Raw genomic sequence first — 21,016 nt, 5'->3', positions numbered from 1 at the left:
CCCCGGAACCGTTCGGGTTCCGGGGCCGCCCCTCGACTACGCGCTACAGGCCCAGCGCAGCGTCACGCGTCCTTGGACAGGTTCGGCCCGGGGCCGCCCGCCGCCTCGACCGGCGGGACGTCCGGCAGGGCCGACTTCTCCTCGCCGCGGAAGGTGAACTTGCGCTCCTCGCCCTCGCCCTCCGTGTCCACGACCACGATGTGACCGGGGCGCAGCTCGCCGAAGAGGATCTTCTCCGAGAGCGTGTCCTCGATCTCGCGCTGGATCGTCCGGCGCAGCGGCCGGGCGCCCATCACCGGGTCGTAACCCTTCTTGGCGAGCAGCTCCTTCGCGGACTGGGAGAGCTCGATGCCCATGTCCCGGTCCTTCAGGCGCTCGTCCACGCGGCTGATCATCAGGTCGACGATCTGGAGGATGTCGTCCTGCGTCAGCTGCGGGAAGACGATGATGTCGTCCACACGGTTGAGGAACTCCGGGCGGAAGTGCTGCTTCAGCTCGTCGCTGACCTTCGCCTTCATCCGCTCGTAGTTGGACTTCGTGTCGCCCTGGGCCGCGAAGCCCAGGTTGAAGCCCTTCGAGATGTCCCTGGTCCCGAGGTTGGTCGTCATGATGATGACCGTGTTCTTGAAGTCCACGACCCGGCCCTGGGAGTCGGTCAGGCGACCGTCCTCCAGGATCTGGAGAAGGGAATTGAAGATATCGGGGTGGGCCTTCTCGACCTCGTCGAAGAGGACGACGGAGAACGGCTTGCGGCGCACCTTCTCGGTGAGCTGGCCGCCCTCTTCGTAGCCGACGTATCCGGGCGGCGAACCGAAGAGACGGGAAACCGTGTGCTTCTCGCTGAACTCCGACATGTCGAGGGAGATCATCGCGTCCTCGTCACCGAAGAGGAATTCGGCGAGGGCCTTCGACAGCTCGGTCTTACCGACACCGGACGGACCGGCGAAGATGAACGAGCCACCGGGACGCTTCGGGTCCTTCAGACCGGCCCGCGTACGGCGGATCGCCCGCGAAAGACCGATGACGGCGTCCTTCTGGCCGATGACGCGCTTGTGGAGCTCGTCCTCCATGCGCAGCAGACGCGAGGACTCCTCCTCGGTCAGCTTGAAGACCGGAATGCCGGTGGCGGTCGCGAGGACCTCGGCGATCAGCTCGCCGTCGACCTCGGCGACGACGTCCATGTCGCCGGCCTTCCACTCCTTCTCGCGCTTGGCCTTCGCGGCGAGGAGCTGCTTCTCCTTGTCGCGCAGGGACGCCGCCTTCTCGAAGTCCTGCGAGTCGATCGCGGACTCCTTGTCGCGGCGGACGCCGGCGATCTTCTCGTCGAACTCGCGGAGGTCCGGCGGCGCGGTCATCCGGCGGATGCGCATCCGGGAACCGGCCTCGTCGATCAGGTCGATCGCCTTGTCCGGCAGGAAGCGGTCCGAGATGTACCGGTCGGCCAGGGTCGCGGCCTGGACGAGGGCCTCGTCGGTGATGGAGACCCGGTGGTGGGCCTCGTACCGGTCGCGCAGGCCCTTGAGGATCTCGATGGTGTGCGGCAGCGACGGCTCGGCGACCTGGATGGGCTGGAAGCGGCGCTCCAGGGCCGCGTCCTTCTCCAGGTACTTCCGGTACTCGTCGAGCGTGGTGGCGCCGATGGTCTGGAGCTCACCGCGGGCCAGCATCGGCTTGAGGATGCTGGCGGCGTCGATCGCGCCCTCGGCGGCGCCCGCACCCACGAGGGTGTGGAGCTCGTCGATGAACAGGATGATGTCGCCGCGGGTGCGGATCTCCTTGAGGACCTTCTTCAGGCGCTCCTCGAAGTCACCGCGGTAGCGGGAGCCGGCGACCAGGGCGCCGAGGTCCAGGGTGTAGAGGTGCTTGTCCTTGAGGGTCTCGGGCACCTCGCCCTTGACGATGGCCTGGGCCAGGCCCTCGACGACGGCGGTCTTGCCGACGCCGGGCTCGCCGATGAGCACCGGGTTGTTCTTGGTGCGGCGGGACAGCACCTGCATGACCCGCTCGATCTCCTTCTCGCGCCCGATGACCGGGTCGAGCTTGGATTCGCGGGCCGCCTGGGTGAGGTTGCGGCCGAACTGGTCGAGGACCAGGGACGTCGAGGGGGTGCCCTCGGCAGGACCGCCGGCCGTGGCGGCTTCCTTGCCCTGGTAGCCGGAGAGCAGCTGGATGACCTGCTGCCGGACCCGGTTGAGATCGGCGCCCAGCTTCACGAGGACCTGGGCGGCGACGCCCTCGCCCTCGCGGATCAGGCCGAGCAGGATGTGCTCGGTGCCGATGTAGTTGTGGCCGAGCTGGAGGGCCTCCCGGAGCGACAGCTCCAGGACCTTCTTGGCACGAGGGGTGAAGGGGATGTGCCCGGACGGGGCCTGCTGGCCCTGGCCGATGATCTCCTCCACCTGCTGGCGGACCGCCTCGAGCGAAATCCCGAGGCTCTCCAGGGCCTTAGCGGCGACACCCTCACCCTCGTGGATAAGGCCCAGAAGGATGTGCTCGGTGCCGATGTAGTTGTGGTTGAGCATCCGGGCTTCTTCCTGAGCCAGGACGACAACCCGCCGCGCGCGGTCGGTGAACCTCTCGAACATCGTTAATCGCTCCTCAGAGCGGTCAGTCAGTTAGGGGTCGATCCCCTCCCTGTCCTTCCGCAGCTTAGTCCCGCAAGCGGGGACCGCTCATTCCAACTGCCGACATCCGTCCGGATCACCCCCTTGTCCGTGGGGAGACCTGCTGCCGAACAGCCGACAAATGCTCCAACCCGATGGTGCGAGACGATGTTCCCGCAGGCCAAGTGGTTACCCGTGCCTTCTGTACGCCGATGGCGAACGTGAGACGCCGAAGCCCGCGAGGTCACCCCTCTCCACTAGGAATGTCTTACCCGTAAGCACCGACACTCCATGCCGCGCACCCCGGTTCCCTCCGCTACCAGCGAACACCCTTGCGCGCCCGAATGCACTCGTACACCCCATCCCGGACACCTCGCGCGTCCGGCGGGGGACCGTGCGTCACCGCGCGGCGGGTGCGGGGCCGCTCCGGGGGCGTAACCAAGACGCCCTCGCGGGAGTTCCCCCGGCATGGCCCCGATCGTTCCGTCCCCCCGCGCGCCGCTCGACGACGGCCCGGCGCGGTGGTACGAGGAAGGGCTCGGCTGGGCGACGGTGGCGGGCCCGCCGGTGGCGCTGGTCACGGGGGAGCGCTTCGACGTCCTGGAGCTGCCCGCCGCGGCCGGCCGGGGCGTCCTGCGCCGGGTGGGCGCGGCGACCGGTCCGGTGGCCCTGGCCGGGTCCCGGATGCGGCTGCTCGTGGCCGCGGGGAGCGCGGAGGAGCTGCCGGGGCTGCTCGACTGGCTGGAGTGGGGCGGGATCGCCCTGGACCTCTCGGCGCTCGGGGCCGGCGGCCGGATGACCGCGCCCCTTCCCCCGGGGCGGGGCGGCTCCGGCGCGCCGGACGCCGCGGTGTGGCTGCGGGCCCCCGTGCCGGGCCGCGAGGTCGAGCCCTCGCTCCCGGCCCTGCGGGGCGCGCCGTGGGGCGGAGGGGGCGCCCCCTGCCTGGTGCGGCTCGTGTCCGCCGCCGCCGGCGAGTGCCACCGGGTGCGGCTGCTGAGTGCCCGGGCCCGGGGGCCGGTGGCTCAGCAGCTGCCGCCTCAGCGGTTCGCGTCCTCGTAGGCCGCCTTCACGGTGGCGGGCACGCGGCCGCGGTCGTTGACCTCGTAGCCGTTCTCCTTGGCCCACGCGCGGATCTTCGCGGTGTCGGGGCTGCCCGTCGCCGCGGCGCGGCCCTTGCCGCGACCGCCGGTGGTGCGGCCACCGGTGCGCCGACCGCTCCTGGTGTACGGCTCGAGCAGACCGCGGAGCTTTTCCGCGTTGGCGGTGGTGAGGTCGATCTCGTAGGTCTTGCCGTCCAGCGCGAACGTCACGGTCTCGTCCGCCTCGACGCCGTCGAGGTCGTCGACAAGAAGGACCTGAACCTTCTGTGCCACCGGATTTCCTTTCATCGAAAATGCAGTACGCGGAAAGGAAACCGCTTTTCCCGGGAAAACACAAACCCCTGGGAGAGGTTCAGAACCCCGACGGCGCGGGAAACGTGCGCGATTCGGACATAGGGTTCCGGGCGGGGTTCCCCGGGGGCTTCCGTACGGGTTCGGGGCGTCGTTCCCGGACCGGTACGGGTCCGGTTCGGTCGCTTCCGGGTCAGAGGTGCAGAAGCATCCGGCTGTTGCCCAAGGTGTTCGGCTTCACTCGTTCGAGACCGAGGAACTCCGCTACTCCCTCGTCATAGGAACGCAGGAGCTCGCTGTAGACATCTCCGTCGACCGGTGTCTCGCCGATCTCGACGAAGCCGTGCTTCGTGAAGAAGTCGACTTCGAAGGTCAGGCAGAATACCCGCCGCACCCCGAGCCATCGGGCGGTGTGCAACAACTTGTCGAGCACCTGATGTCCCACGCCGGCTCCCCTGAACTCGGGATCGACGGCGAGCGTGCGCACTTCGGCGAGGTCTTCCCACATCACGTGGAGCGCGCCGCAGCCGACGACGGCGGCGTCCTCGTCGCGTTCCGCCACCCAGAACTCCTGGATGGACTCGTAAAGCGTCACGGTCGCCTTGTCGAGCAGGATGCCGCGCCGGACGAAAGGGTCGACGAGTCGGCGGACGGCCGCGACGTCGCTGGTGCGGGCCCTGCGTACGGTGACGGCTCTGGTGTGGGCCGGAGAGGCGGCCGGGGAGTCGGATGGCGGCATGGGGGGACGTTATCGCCCTTCGGACCCGGTTTCCCCGCCGCCCTCCCGGGGCGGGGCGGGCAGGGGTCCGGGGAGCGGGGTGTCCCGCTGGACGATCCGAATGGCGTCGTCGAGCGCTTCGCGCTGCTCCGGGGACATCATCCCGAAGAAGGCGACGAGGGCGGCGGCGGGATTGTCGCTGCGGCTCCAGGCCTCGTTCATCAGTGCGGCCGCGTAGGCGGCGCGGGTGGAGACCGCCGTATAGCGATAGGCGCGGCCTTCGACTTCCCTGCGGACCCAGCCCTTCTGGTGGAGATTGTCCATGACGGTCATGACGGTGGTGTAGGCGATGGACCGTTCCCGCTGGAGGTCCTCCAGAACTTCCCGGACGGTCACCGGGCGGTTCCATTGCCACACGCGCGTCATGACGGCGTCTTCGAGCTCTCCCAAAGGACGGGGCACAGCGCCACCATAGTGCGCGAAACGCCGGTAAGGGTCGATCGACGCCGGAAAACGGAGCGAAACAGCGCGAAACCGATCCGGGGCAAGCAAAAAGGACGCACGACCTCGTGAGGCCGTACGTCCCCGGTGGTGCGGAACCCCGGCGGGGTCAGGAGGCGGAACCGTCCGGCTGCCGGGCCGCCTCGGTGCGGGCGAGGGCGGCGTCGACGGCCGCGTCCTCCTTGGCCTTGTTCGGACCGCCCTGGCTCTTGACGATCGTGACGACGAGGGCGATGAAGAACGCGGCCATCACGACGGGGGGCAGGAGCGCGGATACGTATTCCATGGCGACCAGGGTAGCTATCCGGCGGCCCGCTCCTCGGGCGGGGGCGGGGGAACGGGCCGCCGGCGCGGCGGGAACACCTCGGAGGGCTTGGGCACCGGGCGCTCCGCCGGGACGGGCGGGGTGGGCCTGGGCTCGTCGGCCGCCGCGCGTCCGCCGGGCAGGGCGAGGAGCCGGGCCCTGGAGGCGCGGTCGGCGGCGGGGGCGGTGGCCTGGACGACCCGGGCCAGGCGCGCGCGTACGGAGCGTTCGGCGAGGCCCTGGCAGCGGGCGAGCAGCTCGGCGGCGGCGGGGTTGCGGCGCAGGGCCCGCAGGGCGGCGAGGTCGTCGGCCCCGGGGTCGTACCCGGCGGCCAGCGCGTCCCGGAGGAGCTCCAGGTAGCCGCCGAGGGAGCCCGGCAGGGCCTCGCGGTAGCGGACCAGGTCGGCGAGGAGGAAGGCGCGCAGCCGACCGGCCTCGCGTACCGCCTCGTCCACGGATTCGGCCAGGCGCAGGCAGTCCTGGACGTCCTCGTCCTGAAGGGGGGCGGGCTGGAGGGCGATGGCAAGGGCGCGGCGGAGCACACGCAGCTCGTCCGCGCTGAACGCCATGCCGCCACGGGATCCGTATGGCGTGGGCATGGGCCGACGGTACGCGCTAATCGGACAATTTCCGCTTAAGGATCATTACGGCGCGCCGGGCGGCAGCCGTTCGGCGGTGCGGGCCCTCCGTCCGTACGGCCGCCCCCCTCTCCGGGAGGGGCGGCCGCGCGGGCTACGCGCGCGAGACGTTCCGCTCGTACACCAGGCGTAGGCCGATCAGGGTCAGCCAGGGCTCGTGCTCGTCGATCTCCGTGGACTCGCCGAGGACCATCGGGGCCAGGCCGCCCGTCGCGATCACGGTCACGTCGTCCGGGTCGCCCTTCGGGCCGACCAGCTCGCGCTTCATCCGGGCCACCACGCCGTCCACCTGGCCCGCGTAGCCGTAGATGATGCCGGACTGCATCGCCTCGACCGTGTTCTTGCCGATCACGTTCCGCGGGCGGGCCAGCTCGATCTTGCGGAGCATCGCCCCGCGCACGCCGAGCGCCTCCACCGAGATCTCGATGCCCGGCGCGATGGCCCCGCCCGCGTACTCCCCGCGCGCGGTGACCGCGTCGTACGTCGTCGCCGTGCCGAAGTCCACGACGATCGCCGGGCCGCCGTACAGCTCGACCGCCGCGGCCGCGTTGATGACGCGGTCCGCGCCGACCTCCTTCGGGTTGTCGGTGATGACCGGGACGCCCGTCTTGACGCCCGGCTCCACCAGGACCGCCGGGACGTCCCCGTAGTACCGGCGGGTGACCTCGCGCAGCTCGTGCAGGACCGAGGGGACCGTCGCGCAGATCGCGATGCCCTCGATGCCGTCGCCCAGCTCGACGCCGAGCAGCGGGTGCATGCCCATGAGGCCCTGGAGCAGGACCGCCATCTCGTCGGCGGTCCGGCGCGGATCCGTGGAGATCCGCCAGTGCTCGACGATCTCGTCCCCGTCGAAGAGGCCGAGGACCGTGTGCGTGTTGCCGACGTCGATGGTGAGCAGCATCAGGCCCGCACCTCGCGCAGGTCGAGGCCGATGTCGAGGATCGGGGAGGAGTGGGTGAGGCCGCCGACCGCCAGGTAGTCGACACCGGTCGCCGCGTACGCCGCCGCGTTCTCCAGGGTGAGGCGGCCCGAGGACTCCAGGACGGCGCGGCCCGCGACGAGCGCCACGGCCTCCTCCGTCTCGCCCGGGGTGAAGTTGTCGAGCAGGATCAGGTCGGCGCCCGCGTCCAGGACCTCGCGGACCTGGTGCAACGTGTCGACCTCGACCTCGATCGGCACCTCCGGGAACAGCTCGCGCACCGCCTTGAAGGCCTCCGCGACGCCGCCGGCCGCCACCACGTGGTTGTCCTTCACCAGGGCCGCGTCCGACAGCGACATGCGGTGGTTGACGCCGCCGCCGCAGCGGACCGCGTACTTCTCCAGGGCGCGCAGGCCCGGGGTCGTCTTGCGGGTGTCGCGGACCTTGGCCCGCGTGCCCTCCAGGGCGTCCGCCCACGCGCGCGTGGCGGTGGCGATGCCGGAGAGGCGGCACAGGATGTTGAGCGCGCTGCGCTCGCCGGTGAGCAGGTCGCGGGTGCGGGCGGTGACGCTCAGGAGCTGCTGCCCGGCCTCGACGCGCTCGCCGTCCTCGACGTGCCGCTCGACCTCGAAGGCGTCGGTGCAGACGATCGACAGGACCGCCTCCGCGACCCGCAGGCCGGCCACCACACCGGCCTCGCGGGCGGTGAAGTCGGCGGTGGCGACGGCGTCCTCGGGGACGGTCGCCACGGTCGTCACGTCCACCCCGCCGTCGAGGTCCTCGGCGAGCGCCAGGTGGGCGATGTCCTCCACCTGGACCGGGTCGAGGCCGGCGCCGGCGAGCAGTTCGGCCAGCGCCGGGTCGAGCCCGCACACGAACTCCTCGTCGCCGCAGCCGCAGCCGTCGCCGCAGCCGCCGGCCTCCTCGGCGTCCCCGGGGGCCGACTCGAAGGTGCTGATCTGGATGAGGGGGACGTCCACGGGCTCGGGACGGGCTTCCTCGGGCGTGCTCACGACTGCGGCTCCTTGGAGACTTCGGCGGTCACGGAGGGGAAGTCCGCGCCGGCGGTGGGGTGGGCGGCGAAAAGGCCGTGGGAGTCACGGCTCACGATCAGGTGCCGGCGCCAGACGGCGTCGTCGCGCTCGGGCCGGTCCTCGCGCCAGTGGCAGCCGCGGGTCTCCTCGCGGGCGAGCGCGGCCGTCACCAGGGCGCCGGCGACCTCCAGGAGGTTGGCGGCCTCCCAGGCCTCCGTGCACGGCTCGGAGCTCTTGCCCAGGTGGTCCATGACGGCGTCGACGCTCAGCTCCTCCAGGGCCGCGGCCGCCCTGCGCAGGCTCTCCCCGGAGCGCAGCACGCCCGCGTTCGCGCTCATGATCCGCTGGAGGTCGGGGCGCAGGCCCGGCTTGAGCACCGGCATCACGCGCGGCGGGGCGGACGGGACCGGCGTGCCCTCGCGGTGCGGTCCGTTCTCGACGACGTCCTCCGCGATCCGCTCGGCGAAGACCAGGCCCTCCAGGAGCGAGTTCGAGGCGAGCCGGTTGGCGCCGTGGACGCCCGTGCAGGCGACCTCCCCGCACGCGTACAGGCCGGGGACGGTGGTCCGGCCATACAGGTCCGTGCGGACGCCGCCGGAGGCGTAGTGGGCGGCGGGGGCCACCGGGATCGGCTCGGTGACCGGGTCGATGCCGTGGGCGCGGCAAGCGGCCAGGATCGTCGGGAAGCGCCGCTCCCACATCTCGGCCCCGAAGTGCCGGGCGTCGAGGTACATGTGCTCGGCGTCCTGCTCCCGCATCCGGCGCGTGATCGCCTTGGCGACGACGTCCCGGGGCGCCAGCTCGGCCAGCTCGTGCTGCCCCAGCATGAAGCGGACCCCGTCCGCGTCCACCAGGTGCGCGCCCTCGCCCCGTACCGCCTCGGAGACCAGCGGCTGCTGGCCCTCGGCGCCCGCGCCCAGGAAGAGCACGGTCGGGTGGAACTGGACGAACTCCAGGTCGGAGACCTCGGCCCCGGCGCGCAGCGCGAGGGCCACGCCGTCGCCGGTCGAGACCGGCGGGTTGGTGGTGGCGGAGAAGATCTGGCCCATGCCGCCGGTGGCGAGGACCACCGCGGGGGCGTGGACGGCGCCGACGCCGTCGTGCTGCCCCTCGTCCATGACGTGCAGGGTCACCCCGGCCGTACGGCCCGCCGCGTCCGTCAGGAGGTCCAGGACGAGGGCGTGCTCGACGGTGTGCACGCCCCGGTCGCGTATCGCCTCGACCAGGGCGCGGGAGATCTCGGCGCCGGTCGCGTCCCCGCCCGCGTGGGCGATCCGGCGGCGGTGGTGGCCGCCCTCGCGGGTCAGCGCGATCTCGCCCCCGGAGGTCGTGTCGAAGTGGGCGCCGGTCTCGATCAGCCGGCGGACCGCGTCCGGCCCCTCGGTGACCAGGGTCCGCACCGCGCGCTCGTCGCACAGCCCGGCACCGGCCACGAGGGTGTCGTCGAGGTGCTGCTCGGGGGTGTCGCCCTCGCCGAGCGCGGCGGCGATGCCGCCCTGGGCCCAGCGGGTGGAGCCGTCGTCGAGCAAGGCCTTGGTGACGACGACCGTACGGAGCCCGGCGGCGGTGCAGCGCAGGGCGGCGGTCAGGCCGGCGACGCCGGAGCCGACCACGACCACGTCGGCGTCGATGGCCCAGCCCGGCTCGGGGGCGTGCAGCCGTGTTCCGGTCACTTGGTGGCTCCGAGGGTCGGGGATTCGGGGCTCGGGGGCCCGAAGCGCAGGGGGATGTTGTCGATGAGGCGCGTGCTTCCCACGCGCGCGGCGACGGCGAGGACCGCCTCGCCGTCGTGGTCGTCGGCGACCTCGGTGAAGTCCGCCGGGTCCACCAGGGCCAGGTAGTCGAGGGTCAGCGGCGGCTCCGCCTTCGCCGCCTCGTCCAGGACCGCGCGGGCGGCGGCGCGCACGGCTCCGGCGCCGGCGCACTCGGCGGCCTGCGCGACCGCGTGGGCGTCGGCGGCGGCCCGGGCCTCGCCGAGCCGGGAGAGCGCCTCGGCCCGGTTCCCGGCCCGGTCCCGCCCGTTCGGCAGGGCGTCGGCCCGCGCGCGCAGCGCCTCCTGGGCGGCGAGGCGCTCCCGGCCGGCGAACAGCGCGCGGGACAGCGCGAGGGCGGTCCGGCGCTCCCCGGCCGACAGGTAGCGGTTGCGGCTGGAGAGGGCCAGGCCGTCCTCCTCGCGGACGGTCTCCACGCCGACGACCTCGACCGGGAAGTTCAGGTCCCGGACCATGCGCCGGATCAGGGCCAGCTGCTGGGCGTCCTTCTGCCCGAAGAGGGCCAGGTCGGGGGCGGTGAGGTGGAGCAGCTTGGCGACGACGGTCAGCATGCCGTCGAAGTGGCCGGGCCGGGAGGCGCCTTCGAGCCGTTCCCCCATGGGTCCGGCGGTGACCCGGACCTGCGGCTCGCCGCCCGGGTAGACCTCGTCCACGGAGGGCGCGAAGACGACGCTCGCGCCCGCGCCGAGGGCCAGCTCCAGGTCGGCGTCCAGGGTGCGGGGGTAGCGGTCGAGGTCCTCGCCCGCGCCGAACTGGAGCGGGTTGACGAAGACGGTGACGACGACGAAGCCGTCCTCCCCCACGCGCGCGCGTGCGGCGCGGATCAGGGTGGCGTGGCCCTCGTGGAGGGCGCCCATGGTCATGACCACGGCGTTGCGCCCGGGGGCGCCCCGCCGGGCGGCGGCGTCGCGCAGCCCCTCGGCGGTGGGGACGAGGCCGGCCTGGCGGGGGCGGTCGGCGGGGGAGCGGTCTTGACCGGGGGCGGGGGTCCCTGCGGGGACGGGGGAGGACCCTGCGGGGGCGGAGGGGGCGGGGGTTCCCGTGGGGGCGGGGGCCCCGGCGTGCGCGGAGGTCCCGGCGGGGGTGGTTTCCCCTGCGGGCGCGGAGGTCCCGGCAGGCGCGGAGGCCCCGGCGGGCGCGGAGGCCCCGGCGGGGGTGGTGTCCCGTGCCGGCGCGGAGGCCCCGGCAGGCGTCCGGTCGTGGTCGCGGGCGGGCAGGCTCATCGGTCGTCTCCTTGCGGCCCGTCGGCGGTCCCGGTGGTGCCGGTCGGGCCGGTCGCGCCCGTCGGGGTCTCGGCGAGCACCCCCAGCAGGTCCTCGGCCAGCTCGGGCTTGAGCAGGCCGTGCGCGAGCGCCCGGTCGGCGGTCGTGCGGGCCATCGCCAGGTAACCGGTGACGGTCCCGGGCGCGTGCTTGCGCAGCTCGGCCACGTGCGCGGCGACCGTGCCCGCGTCCCCGCGCGCGACGGGGCCGGTCAGGGCCGCGTCGCCGGACCGCAGCGCGTTGTCGAGGGCGGCGCCCAGGAGGGGCCCGAGCATCCGGTCGGGGGCGGCGACCCCGGCCTTGTGGAGCAGCTCCATCGACTGGGCCACCAGGGTGACCAGGTGGTTCGCGCCGAGGGCGAGGGCCGCGTGGTAGAGCGGGCGGGCCTCCTCGGCGACCCACTCGGGCTCGCCGCCCATCTCGATCACCAGGGCCTCGGCGGCGAGCCGCAGCTCCTCGGGCGCGGTCACCCCGAAGGAGCACCCGGCGAGCCGCTGCACGTCCACGGCGGTGCCGGTGAAGGTCATGGCGGGGTGCAGGGCGAGCGGCAGGGCGCCGGCCCGGCGGGCGGGGTCGAGGACCCGCGCCCCGTACCGCCCGGAGGTGTGCACGAGCAGCTGTCCCGGCCGTACGGCCCCGGTGTCGGCGAGCCCTTCGACCAGGCCGGGCAGGGCGTCGTCGGGGACGGTGAGCAGGACCAGGTCGGCGAGGGCGAGGACGCGCGCGGGCTCCACGACCGGCACGTCCGGCAGGAGCGCGGCGGCGCGGCGCCGCGAGGCGTCGGAGACCGCCGAGACGGCGACGGGGCGGTGTCCCGCGAGCCGGAGGGAGGCGGCGAGGGCGGGGCCCACCCGGCCGGCGCCGACGACTCCGACGGTGAGCCGGGCGGGCCGGTCCCCGGCTCGGGACTCTGGCGCTGATGGTGCGTTCACGGTGGGGACGGCCTTCCGTTCCAGTCCTCGGCGGGTACCGGACGATTTCTGGTCATGCTACGCCAGCGTCGGAGGCCCTTCCGTGGCTGTCCACAGGGTGTGGGCGGCGGTGTGATGATCACCCCATGGAAACTGCGGAAAGTGCGGAAACTGCGGAAAGTGCGGAACCTGTGGAAACCGGTGGCCCCGTGGAGCCCGAGGACGAGGAGGCGGCCCGGCTGCACCGGGCGGAGGTCTGGGGCGGAGCCGCGCGGAAGCTGTGGCGCTCCCCGGTGGACGGCACGGTCGGGGAGCGGCTGCGCGAGCTGGCCGCGTGGGCGGAGGCCGCCGGGTACGGCGGGGCGGCGCCCGACGCATACGGCGACGGCCCGGTCGAGGTCCTGGAGCGGCGGGTCGCCGAGGAGCTGGGCCTGCCCGCCGCCGTTTTTTTCCCCACCGGCACCATGGCCCAGCAGGTGGCGCTGCGCTGCTGGGCCGGGCGCACCGGCAGCCCCGTCGTCGCCCTCCACCCGCTCGCCCACCCCGAGGTCCACGAGGCCGGGGCGCTCGGGGCCGTCTCCGGGCTCCGCACGACGCACCCCACCGACGCGCCCCGGCTGCCGACGGCCGAGGAGGTGCGGGACCACCCGGAGCCGTTCGGGACGCTGATGCTGGAGCTGCCGCTGCGGGACGCCGGCTTCGTGCTGCCCGCCTGGGAGGAGCTGGTGGAGGTGGTGGAGGCGGCCCGGGAGCGGGACGCGGTCGTCCACTTCGACGGGGCGCGCCTGTGGGAGTGCCCGACGCACCTCGGCCGGGGGCTCGCGGAGATCGCGGGGCTCGCGGACAGCGTGTACGTGTCGTTCTACAAGTCCCTCGGCGGCCAGTCCGGGGCCGCGCTCGCCGGGCCCGAGGACGTCATGGAGGAGGCCCGGGTCTGGCGGCACCGGTACGGGGGCCAGGTCTTCCAGCAGTACCCGGCGGCGCTCTCCGCGCTCCGGGGCCTGGACGCCGAGCTGCCCCGGCTGCCCTCGTACGCGGCCCACGCGCGCGTGGTGGCCGACGCGGTCCGGGAGGCGCTCGCGGAGGCGGGCACGGGCTGGTTCCGGGTCCACCCCGAGGTCCCGCACACCCACCAGTTCCAGGTCTGGCTGCCGTACTCCCCCGAGACCCTGACGGCCGCCGCCCTCGCCCAGACCGAGGCCACCGGCACCGTCCTCTTCCGCCGCTGGTCCGCCCCGGGCCCGGGCGGCCCGCCGGGGGTCGCCCGGACGGAGCTGACGGTGGCGGGCCCGGGCCTGGAGTGGACGGCGGAGGACGTACGGGAGGCGGTACGGGACTTCCTGTCGCGGCTTCCGGGGGCGGCCCGGGGCTGACGGGCGCCTCGGAGGCCGGCCCCGGGGCTGCCGGGCGCCTCGGGGGCGGACCGGGGGCTGCCGGGCGCCCTGACGCCTCAGTCGGCCGGACGGCTGCGCGTCGCCGGAGCCGTACGGGACGGGGCCGTACGGGACGGGGCCGTGCGGCCCGCGCCGAACAGACCCGCGCGGCGCAGGGCCGCGCGGAGGCCGCCCCGGGCCGGGCGCCCCGCCAGGACCCGTGCGAAGCGGCGCCGGTCCCGGACCGCCCGCAGGACGGCGAGGTCGTGGGTGCCGGGCGCGGGCGGCGGCGGATCGCCGAGCCGGGCGGCGCGGGAGGCGTCGAGGAGGTACTGGTGCATCGCGTTCACGCCCCCACCGTGTCCCGTTCCCCGGCGCCCCGGCCCGCCGGTTGACGAGCCCCGTCAAACGACGGCCGGACCCGCCCGCGACCGCCGTTTGACGGTCCCCGTCAATCGGCGCGACACCGCCCCCGGTCCGTCCCGCACCATGACACGGTGAGCGTGACCATCGACATCACCGGACTGCCGCACGAGCGGATCTCCTTCTGCCCCTCGCCCCTGGCCGAGCTGGGCGCCGCCCTGCACGCCCTGGCGGAGCCCGCGCACCACGCCCGGCTGCACGCCTGGACCACCACCACGGCCGCCGCGCTGAAGCCGGAGCTCGCGGACCGGCTCCACAAGGCCGACTTCATGTGGCGCTCCACCCGGTCCGACATCCTGCTGCCCGCCCGCCCCCGCGAGACGCTCGCCGAGGAGCTGGACGACCTCGACCGGATGGACGACGAGAAGTACGTGGGCGCGGCCCTGGAGATCTCCTGCGCCGGCCACTACGCGCACGGCGCCCCGTCCCCGCTCGTGGACGGGCGGATGCGCCGCCGCGCCCTCGACCTGGCCGCCGCGCGCGGCCCGCGCCAGGCCGCCTTCGTGGAGCGGATGCTCGCGGACCCGCCCGGCACGCGCGCGTGGGTCCGGCGGCTCCTGGAGGACTGCGACGAGGCCTTCTTCGGCGACACCTGGCGCCGCGTCCGGGTCCAGCTCGCCGCCGACGCGCGCCACAAGACCGAGCTGATGCGCCGCAAGGGCTTGGCCGAGGCCGTCGCCGACGCCTCCTCCTCGATGGCCCTGGAGGAGGACGAGCGGGGCTCCCGGATCGTCGTGGACAAGCTGCTCCAGCGCCGTACCACCGCCGAGGGCACCGGCGTGACGTTCCTGCCGACCGCCTTCGGCTGGCCGCACCTCTCCGCGCTGTACGCGCCCGGCTGGCAGCCGGTGGTCCAGTACCCCGTGCCCGCCCGCGACCTCGGCGGCGGCACCCCCGTGGAGGCGGTCAAGCTGCGCCTGGAGGCGGTCGCCCACCCGATGCGGATGCGGCTCTGCCGCAGCCTCGCCCGGGGCGAGTACACGACGAGCGAGCTGGCCGACGCGTACGGCATCACCCCGCCCGAGGTCTCCCGCCACCTCGCGGTCATGAAGAAGGCCGGCCTGGTCACCACCCGGCGGCGCGGCCGGTACGTCCTGCACCAGCTCGACGTGACCGTCACCGCCCGCCTGGGCAGCGACTTCCTGGAGTCGGTGCTGCGATAGCGAGCGGCGCTATCCAAAAAGCGGCGCTCCCGCCCCGGAAGACGGCGCTCCCGCTCCAGAAGGCGGCGCTCCCGCCCCGGAAGGGAAGCCGCGGCCGTCCTACGCCGCCCCGCCGCCCCCGGCCCTGACCAGCCCCGACTCGTACGCGAGGACCACGACCTGGACCCGGTCGCGCAGGCCCAGCTTGGTGAGGATGCGGCCGACGTGCGTCTTCACCGTCGCCTCGGAGAGGACGAGCCGGGCGGCGATCTCGCCGTTCGACAGGCCCTGCGCGACCAGCATCATCACCTCCCGCTCGCGGTCCGTCAGACGCCCCAGCTCCTTGTGCTCGGGCTCGCGGCCCGTCGACGGCAGCATCGGCGAGAAGCGGTCGAGGAGACGGCGGGTGGTCGAGGGCGCCACCACGGCGTCCCCGCTGTGCACCGAGCGGATCGCGCCGAGCAGCTCCGCCGGCGGCACGTCCTTCAGCATGAAGCCGCTGGCCCCCGCCTTCAGACCGGAGAACGCGTACTCGTCGAGGTCGAAGGTGGTCAGGATCAGCACCTTCGGCGGGTCCGGCTGGGCGCAGATCCGCCGGGTCGCCTCCACCCCGTCCAGCCTCGGCATGCGCACGTCCATCAGGACGACGTCGACCTCCGTCGACCGCAGCACCTCCAGGGCCTCGGCGCCGTCGCCCGCCTCCGCCACGACCTCCATGTCCGGCTGGGCGGCGAGCACCATGCGGAAGCCGGTGCGCAGCAGCACCTGGTCGTCTACGAGCATCACGCGAATGGGCATGGGAGCGGTTTCCTTAGGGGTCGTCAGTGGGCGGGCTTGAGGGGGAGCAGGGCGCTGATCCGGAAGCCTCCGCCCGGACGCGGGCCCGCGTCCAGGGTGCCGCCGACCATGCCGACCCGCTCCCGCATGCCGATCAGACCGTGGCCCCGCCCGTCGGCGCCCCCGTCCTCGTACATCTCCTGCGGCGCCCCCCGGCCGTCGTCCTCGACGAGCAGCCCGAGGCCGTCGTCGAAGTAGACCAGGCGGACGCTGGCGCCCGCGTCCGGCCCGCCGTGCTTGCGGGTGTTGGTCAGGGCCTCCTGCACGATCCGGTACGCGGTGAGCTCGACGCCGCTGGGCAGCGGGCGGGGGCTCCCCTCGACCGCGAAGTCGACGGTGAGGCCGGCGCCCCTGACCTGCTCGACCAGGTCCTCGATCTGGCCCACGTCGGGCTGCGGCACGTACTCCCCGGCCTCCTGGTGCTCCCCGGTGCGCAGGATGCCGAGGAGCCTGCGCATCTCGGCGAGCGCCTGCCGGCCGGTGGTGGAGATGGTCTCCAGGGCCTGCTTCGCGGTCTCCGGGGACGAGTCCATGACGTAGGCGGCGCCGTCGGCCTGGACCACCATCACCGACACGTTGTGCGCGACGACGTCGTGCAGCTCGCGGGCGATCCTGGCCCGCTCGGCGGCGACCGCGACCTTGGCCTGGGCCTCGCGCTCCTGCTCCAGGCGGGAGGCGCGCTCCTCCAGCTGCGCGAAGTAGGCGCGGCGGGTGCGCAGGGAGTCGCCGAGAACCCAGGCGAGGACGAACGGCACGGTCATGATGACCGTGAAGAAGACCTTGGCGGGGCCGGAGGCGGGGTCCTCCACCGGCCATCTGAACTGGGCGAGCGTGGCGGCGCTCAGTCCGCCGGCGAGGGCGAGGCGGGACGCCCAGCGCGGTCCGTCGTGCGCCGCGACCGTGTAGATGATCACGAGCATGGCGAAGTCGGCCAGGAACGGTTCCAGGCCGAGGGCGAGCTGGAGCAGGCCGAGGGCGACGGTGAGCAGCAGCATCCGCTCCGGAGCCCGCCGGCGCAGCGCCAGGACCAGGGAGAAGAGCGCGGCGACGATCCCGTACGCGACGGGATGGTCGACCGGCGGGTAGGTCGACCCCACCCACAGCAGGGAGAACCCGAGGAGGACGAGGGCCCAGAAGCCGTCGACGCCCGTGGGGTGTCTGCGGAGGAAGTCGTAGAGGCGCTGCACGTCACCCAGCGTAGGGAAGGGGGAAGGTTCGGGGATCAACCGTGGGGTCGATCCTTGGCTCGGGGACCGTACTCCCCGAGGTGGAGACGGTGGCGGGGGGCCGGGGCGGGCCCGGAGGGGAGACTGTGGTCCGTGACGGACAAGACGTGGTGGGGGTGGCGGGAGGCCACGGAGCGGGCGCTGTACGGCCCCGGGGGCTTCTACCTGCGGCCCGAGGGCCCGGCGGGGCACTTCCGCACCTCGGTGCACGCCTCCCCGCTCTTCGCGGGGGCCGTGGCCCGGCTCCTGGCCGGGGTCGCGGAGGAACTGGGGACGGACCGGGTCGATCTCGTGGACGTGGGCGCGGGGCGCGGGGAACTGCTCGCCGGGGTGCTCGCGGCGACCGCCGGGAGCGGCCTTTCGGTACGGGCGTACGCGGTCGAGCGCGCCGCTCGCCCGGACGGGCTCGACCCCCGGGTGGAGTGGACGGACCGGCCGCCGCGCGGGGCGCGGGGGCTGCTCTTCGCGAACGAGTGGCTGGACAACGTGCCGGTGGACGCGGCCGAGGCGGACGCGGCGGGCACGGTCCGGTACGTGGAGGTGCGCGCCGACGGCACGGAGCGGCTCGGCGCGCCCGTCTCGGGGGCGGACGCGGAGTGGCTGGAGCGCTGGTGGCCGCTGCGGGAGCCCGGCGCGCGGGCCGAGATCGGGCGGCCCCGGGACGAGGCCTGGGCGTCTGCGGTGTCCTGTCTGGCGGCGGGCCGGGCGGTGGCCGTGGACTACGCGCACGTACGGGGCTCCCGGCCGCCCTTCGGCTCCCTGACCGGGTTCCGCGCGGGCCGCGAGGTGCCGCCGGTTCCGGACGGCTCCTGCGACCTGACGTCCCACGTGGCGCTGGACGCGTGCGCGGCGGCCTCCTCCGGAGGGGCGGGCACGGAGCTGGTCACGCAGCGGGAGGCGCTGCGGCGGCTCGGGGTGACCGGGGACCGGCCGCCCCTCGCGCTCGCCTCCACCGACCCGGCCGGGTACGTCCGGGCCCTGTCCTCGGCCGGCGAGGCCGCCGAGCTGACCGCCCGGGGCGGCCTCGGCGACTTCCTCTGGCTGACCCGGCGGGTGCCCCCGGCGGACGGGCCGTAGGGGCGGGGCCCGTACGGGAGATACTGGCCGCATGACGGAGACGACGGTCGGAATCGGCGGCGCGGCGGAGAGCACCGACATGGTGCTGAACATCGGGCCGCAGCACCCCTCGACCCACGGCGTGCTCCGGCTCCGGCTCGTCCTGGACGGCGAGGTGATCCGGTCGGCCGAGCCGGTGGTCGGCTACATGCACCGGGGGGCCGAGAAGCTCTTCGAGGCGCGGGACTACCGCCAGATCGTCATGCTGGCCAACCGCCACGACTGGCTGTCCGCGTTCTCCAGCGAGCTGGGCGTGGTGATGGCCGTCGAGCGGATGCTGGGCATGGAGGTCCCGGAGCGCGCGGTGTGGGCCCGTACGCTCCTCGCCGAGCTGAACCGGGTCCTCAACCACCTCATGTTCCTGGGCTCGTACCCCCTCGAACTGGGCGGGATCACCCCGGTCTTCCACGCCTTCCGGGAGCGCGAGGAGCTCCAGGCGGTGATGGAGGAGGCGTCCGGCGGCCGGATGCACTACATGTTCAACCGGGTCGGCGGCCTCAAGGAGGACCTGCCGGCCGGGTGGACGGGCCGGGTGCGGCAGGCCGTCGCGGACGTGCGCTCGCGGATGGACGTGTACGACCGGCTCGTCCTCGGCAACGAGATCTTCCGGGGCCGCACGCGCGGGATCGGGGTCCTGTCGCGGGAGGCGGTCCACGCGTACGGGGTGTCGGGGCCGATCGCCCGCGCCTCGGGCGTCGACTTCGACCTGCGCCGCGACGAGCCGTACCTCGCGTACGGGGAGCTGGCGGACGTGCTGCGGGTGGCGGTGCGGGAGGAGGGCGACTGCCTGGCCCGGTTCGAGTGCCTGCTCGACCAGACGCACAACTCCCTGGACCTGGCGGACGCCTGTCTGGACCGGATGGAGGAGCTGCCGCCGGGGCCGGTCAACCAGCGGCTGCCGAAGGTCCTGAAGGCGCCGGAGGGCCACACGTACGCGTGGACCGAGAACCCGCTCGGCGTGAACGGCTACTACCTGGTGTCGAAGGGCGAGAAGACCCCGTACCGGATGAAGCTGCGCTCGGCCTCGTTCAACAACATCCAGGCCCTCGCCGAACTGCTGCCGGGGACGCTGGTCGCCGACATGGTGGCGATCCTGGGCTCGCTCTTCTTCGTCGTCGGCGACATCGACAAGTAGGACCCGCGGCCATCCGTGAGGAGCCGGCCGGTACCGGCAAGGCAGAACCCGCCGCTGTCCGTAAGGAGCGGGGCCGGTACCGGCAGGTAGAACCCGCCGCTATCCGTCCTCGCGGCGCATCACCGCGTACACGCGCCCCGACGTGCCCGGCGTGCGCCGGTCGTACACGGACCAGCCCCAGCGCTCGTACCGCTTCGTCAACTCCGGTACGTCGAGGGTCATCAGAAGGCGTGAGCCCGGGGCCAGGCCGGCGAGGATCGCGTCGTGGAGGGCGCGGCCGGTGCCGAGGCCCTGGCGGGCGGGGGCGACGACGAGTTCGGCGAGTTCGAAGGCGGGTTCCCGGCCGGTCAGGACGGTGTCGGTCCAGCCGGCCGTGAAGCCCAGGAGTTCGTCGTCGGGGCCGAACGCGGCGACGGCCCGGAAGTCGGGCCGCCCGGCCGCCGAGCCGAGCAGCCGCTCCACGGTCCGTACGGCGCCGAGCGGCGGCTCGTGCCAGGGCTCGCCGCAGAAGGCCTGGGCGCACAGGGCGAGCAGTTCGTCCCGGCGGCGGGCGACCTCACCGGCGGGGAGGGCGGCGAGGCGGTGCGTCATGAGTTCACGGCCCCGCGCAGCTCCGCCACGTCGAGCTGTTCCGTCTCGTCGTGCGCGGTCAGGTCGATGACCTGGCCGATCGTCCGCGGCGGCACGGGAGTGCCGATGCCGGGGGCGCCGGCCGGGGTGCCGAGCGCGGCCCCGGCGGCCAGGACCTCCTCGCCGACGACGTCGGCGAGGTCGGTGTGCTGCACGGCCTCGATGGCCTCCGCCGTCTTCTGCGTGCCGAAGAAGTCGAAGCCGCCCTCGGGGCGCGGGACGGACCTGCGGGAGGCGTGCGGGACGATCGCGGCGGCGACCGGTACGGGGGCGGCGGGCGGGAGGGCGGGGGCGGCCGGCCGGGTGTACTGCTCGGTCCCGGCGGCCGCCGCGTGCTTCCCCTGCGGCTCCTCCGTCTCCCGGGCGCGCTCGGCGAGGTCGCGGGCGCGGGCGGCCTCGGCGGTGCGGCGGGCCTGCTGGGCGGCGGCGTTGCGCGGGAGGTCGCGCAGGGCCTCGGCGGCGCGGCGGAAGGCCTCCGGGGTGAGTGCGGAGCCGGCGGCCGGGAGGGCCTTGGCGTCGCCGCCGCCCGCGCTCTCCAGGGCGAGGACGCGGCGGCCCTCCAGGGCGCTGGCGCGCTCGGTCTCGGCGGTAGCGTAGCGGCGGAGCAGGTCGGCGTGCTCGCCGCGCAGTCCGGCGAGCTCCACGCGCTTGGCGCGGAGCTTGGCGTCGAGCCGGGCGCGCAGGGCGCGGGACTCTTCGAGGTCGGACTCCAGTTCGGCGGCCCGCTCCTCGGCCTTCCACTGGTCGGCGGCGCGCGCCCGCTCGGTCTCGGCGACCCGCAGTCCGGCGCTCCGGTCCCAACTGCGCATGAGGAAGGCGCCGGTGACGGCCGCGGCCGCCGCGGCGGCGGTCAGCAGCCGCACGACCACCAGGTCGCCGGGCAGCCAGGCGGCCGCGGCGCACACGACCGCGGCGCCGGCGACCGCGGAGGGCGGCAGCAGCTTGTGCAGAGGCGGGGAATGGCGGTGGCGTCCACGTGGCATGGCCTGAAATTTACCGTGCGTAGGCGCCGTGCGGGGGATCGGCCCGGCAATCTCTTGGCCACTTCTCGCCACCGGAAGTGGATACCGCCCGTTCCGGT

At 74.1% G+C, this 21,016-nt stretch carries 21 protein-coding genes; 5 read left to right on the top strand and 16 right to left on the bottom strand.

Features of this window, described 5'->3' with window-relative positions; translation table 11 throughout:
- Positions 1 to 62 precede the first annotated feature (62 nt).
- Entirely contained in the window at positions 63 to 2,585 is a 2,523-nt protein-coding gene (locus tag OO47_RS24260; RefSeq protein WP_030219506.1) for an ATP-dependent Clp protease ATP-binding subunit, read from the bottom strand.
- Positions 2,586 to 3,071: 486 nt separating this feature from the next.
- On the opposite strand from OO47_RS24260, the gene OO47_RS24255 reads away from it, so the two are divergent.
- On the top strand, positions 3,072 to 3,662 hold the full coding sequence (locus OO47_RS24255; RefSeq protein ID WP_030219504.1) for an SCO3374 family protein: 591 nt from the start codon (positions 3,072 to 3,074) through the stop codon (positions 3,660 to 3,662).
- Here the strand turns inward: OO47_RS24255 and OO47_RS24250 are convergent.
- The 10 genes from OO47_RS24250 to OO47_RS24205 form a co-directional block, all read right to left on the bottom strand.
- Positions 3,641 to 3,976, bottom strand: coding sequence for a histone-like nucleoid-structuring protein Lsr2 (locus tag OO47_RS24250; protein ID WP_030219502.1), 336 nt, complete (start codon positions 3,974 to 3,976; stop codon positions 3,641 to 3,643). The two genes, OO47_RS24255 and OO47_RS24250, sit on opposite strands and share 22 nt — an antisense overlap.
- Before the next feature lie 211 nt (positions 3,977 to 4,187).
- Positions 4,188 to 4,733 carry an amino-acid N-acetyltransferase gene (locus tag OO47_RS24245; RefSeq protein WP_030219501.1) on the bottom strand — a complete coding sequence of 182 codons (546 nt, stop codon included), beginning with the start codon at positions 4,731 to 4,733 and terminating at the stop codon, positions 4,188 to 4,190.
- Between the two features lie 9 nt (positions 4,734 to 4,742).
- Positions 4,743 to 5,174, bottom strand: coding sequence for a BlaI/MecI/CopY family transcriptional regulator (locus tag OO47_RS24240; protein WP_030219498.1), 432 nt, complete (start codon positions 5,172 to 5,174; stop codon positions 4,743 to 4,745).
- A gap of 148 nt (positions 5,175 to 5,322) precedes the next feature.
- Complete coding sequence (locus OO47_RS37385; protein ID WP_030219496.1) at positions 5,323 to 5,499, bottom strand: hypothetical protein; 177 nt, start codon at positions 5,497 to 5,499, stop codon at positions 5,323 to 5,325.
- A gap of 14 nt (positions 5,500 to 5,513) precedes the next feature.
- Positions 5,514 to 6,086: a hypothetical protein gene (locus tag OO47_RS24230; protein WP_030219493.1), complete on the bottom strand. Its 573-nt coding sequence runs from the start codon at positions 6,084 to 6,086 to the stop codon at positions 5,514 to 5,516.
- Positions 6,087 to 6,249: 163 nt separating this feature from the next.
- Positions 6,250 to 7,056, bottom strand: a complete 807-nt coding sequence (locus OO47_RS24225) for a type III pantothenate kinase (RefSeq protein WP_030219490.1) — start codon at positions 7,054 to 7,056, stop codon at positions 6,250 to 6,252.
- Positions 7,056 to 8,087, bottom strand: a complete 1,032-nt coding sequence (nadC, locus tag OO47_RS24220) for a carboxylating nicotinate-nucleotide diphosphorylase (protein WP_030219487.1) — start codon at positions 8,085 to 8,087, stop codon at positions 7,056 to 7,058. Before nadC ends, OO47_RS24225 begins: the two co-directional genes overlap by 1 nt.
- The gene (locus OO47_RS24215) at positions 8,084 to 9,781 is read right to left on the bottom strand and encodes an L-aspartate oxidase (RefSeq protein WP_051716243.1); all 1,698 of its coding nucleotides are present in this window, start codon (positions 9,779 to 9,781) and stop codon (positions 8,084 to 8,086) included. Before OO47_RS24215 ends, nadC begins: the two co-directional genes overlap by 4 nt.
- Complete coding sequence (gene panC / locus OO47_RS24210; protein WP_033210140.1) at positions 9,778 to 10,794, bottom strand: pantoate--beta-alanine ligase; 1,017 nt, start codon at positions 10,792 to 10,794, stop codon at positions 9,778 to 9,780. Before panC ends, OO47_RS24215 begins: the two co-directional genes overlap by 4 nt.
- A 305-nt stretch (positions 10,795 to 11,099) precedes the next feature.
- Positions 11,100 to 12,074, bottom strand: a complete 975-nt coding sequence (locus tag OO47_RS24205) for a Rossmann-like and DUF2520 domain-containing protein (RefSeq protein ID WP_033210125.1) — start codon at positions 12,072 to 12,074, stop codon at positions 11,100 to 11,102.
- Positions 12,075 to 12,199: 125 nt separating this feature from the next.
- Here OO47_RS24205 and OO47_RS24200 point away from each other — a divergent pair, with 125 nt between their 5' ends.
- The gene (locus OO47_RS24200) at positions 12,200 to 13,426 is read left to right on the top strand and encodes a threonine aldolase family protein (protein ID WP_078489864.1); all 1,227 of its coding nucleotides are present in this window, start codon (positions 12,200 to 12,202) and stop codon (positions 13,424 to 13,426) included.
- A gap of 77 nt (positions 13,427 to 13,503) precedes the next feature.
- On the opposite strand, the gene OO47_RS24195 is transcribed toward OO47_RS24200, so the two are convergent.
- Positions 13,504 to 13,767 carry a hypothetical protein gene (locus OO47_RS24195; RefSeq protein ID WP_407696344.1) on the bottom strand — a complete coding sequence of 88 codons (264 nt, stop codon included), beginning with the start codon at positions 13,765 to 13,767 and terminating at the stop codon, positions 13,504 to 13,506.
- A gap of 162 nt (positions 13,768 to 13,929) precedes the next feature.
- On the opposite strand from OO47_RS24195, the gene OO47_RS24190 reads away from it, so the two are divergent.
- Entirely contained in the window at positions 13,930 to 15,012 is a 1,083-nt protein-coding gene (locus OO47_RS24190; RefSeq protein ID WP_199812333.1) for a DUF5937 family protein, read from the top strand.
- Positions 15,013 to 15,111: 99 nt separating this feature from the next.
- Here the strand turns inward: OO47_RS24190 and OO47_RS24185 are convergent, their stop codons facing one another.
- Both OO47_RS24185 and OO47_RS24180 read right to left on the bottom strand, forming a co-directional pair.
- Entirely contained in the window at positions 15,112 to 15,789 is a 678-nt protein-coding gene (locus tag OO47_RS24185) for a response regulator (protein ID WP_030219467.1), read from the bottom strand.
- A gap of 23 nt (positions 15,790 to 15,812) precedes the next feature.
- Positions 15,813 to 17,015, bottom strand: a complete 1,203-nt coding sequence (locus tag OO47_RS24180; protein ID WP_030219461.1) for a sensor histidine kinase — start codon at positions 17,013 to 17,015, stop codon at positions 15,813 to 15,815.
- Between the two features lie 132 nt (positions 17,016 to 17,147).
- On the opposite strand from OO47_RS24180, the gene OO47_RS24175 reads away from it, so the two are divergent.
- Together OO47_RS24175 and OO47_RS24170 are read left to right on the top strand one after the other, a co-directional pair.
- Complete coding sequence (locus OO47_RS24175) at positions 17,148 to 18,131, top strand: SAM-dependent methyltransferase (RefSeq protein ID WP_030219457.1); 984 nt, start codon at positions 17,148 to 17,150, stop codon at positions 18,129 to 18,131.
- A 31-nt stretch (positions 18,132 to 18,162) separates the two neighbouring features.
- A complete protein-coding gene (locus OO47_RS24170; RefSeq protein ID WP_030219455.1) occupies positions 18,163 to 19,305 on the top strand; it encodes an NADH-quinone oxidoreductase subunit D in 1,143 nt (380 codons plus the stop codon).
- A gap of 99 nt (positions 19,306 to 19,404) precedes the next feature.
- Here OO47_RS24170 and OO47_RS36965 read toward each other — a convergent pair whose 3' ends face one another.
- Together OO47_RS36965 and OO47_RS24160 are read right to left on the bottom strand one after the other, a co-directional pair.
- Complete coding sequence (locus OO47_RS36965; protein ID WP_030219453.1) at positions 19,405 to 19,896, bottom strand: GNAT family N-acetyltransferase; 492 nt, start codon at positions 19,894 to 19,896, stop codon at positions 19,405 to 19,407.
- On the bottom strand, positions 19,893 to 20,918 hold the full coding sequence (locus OO47_RS24160; RefSeq protein WP_030219450.1) for a hypothetical protein: 1,026 nt from the start codon (positions 20,916 to 20,918) through the stop codon (positions 19,893 to 19,895). The genes OO47_RS36965 and OO47_RS24160 overlap by 4 nt, the downstream gene beginning before the upstream one ends.
- Between the last annotated feature and the right edge of the window lie 98 nt (positions 20,919 to 21,016).

This window comes from Streptomyces bikiniensis, assembly GCF_000716625.1.
GTDB classification, from domain to species: domain Bacteria; phylum Actinomycetota; class Actinomycetes; order Streptomycetales; family Streptomycetaceae; genus Streptomyces; species Streptomyces bikiniensis.
This window is presented reverse-complemented; position numbering and strand designations above follow the sequence as displayed.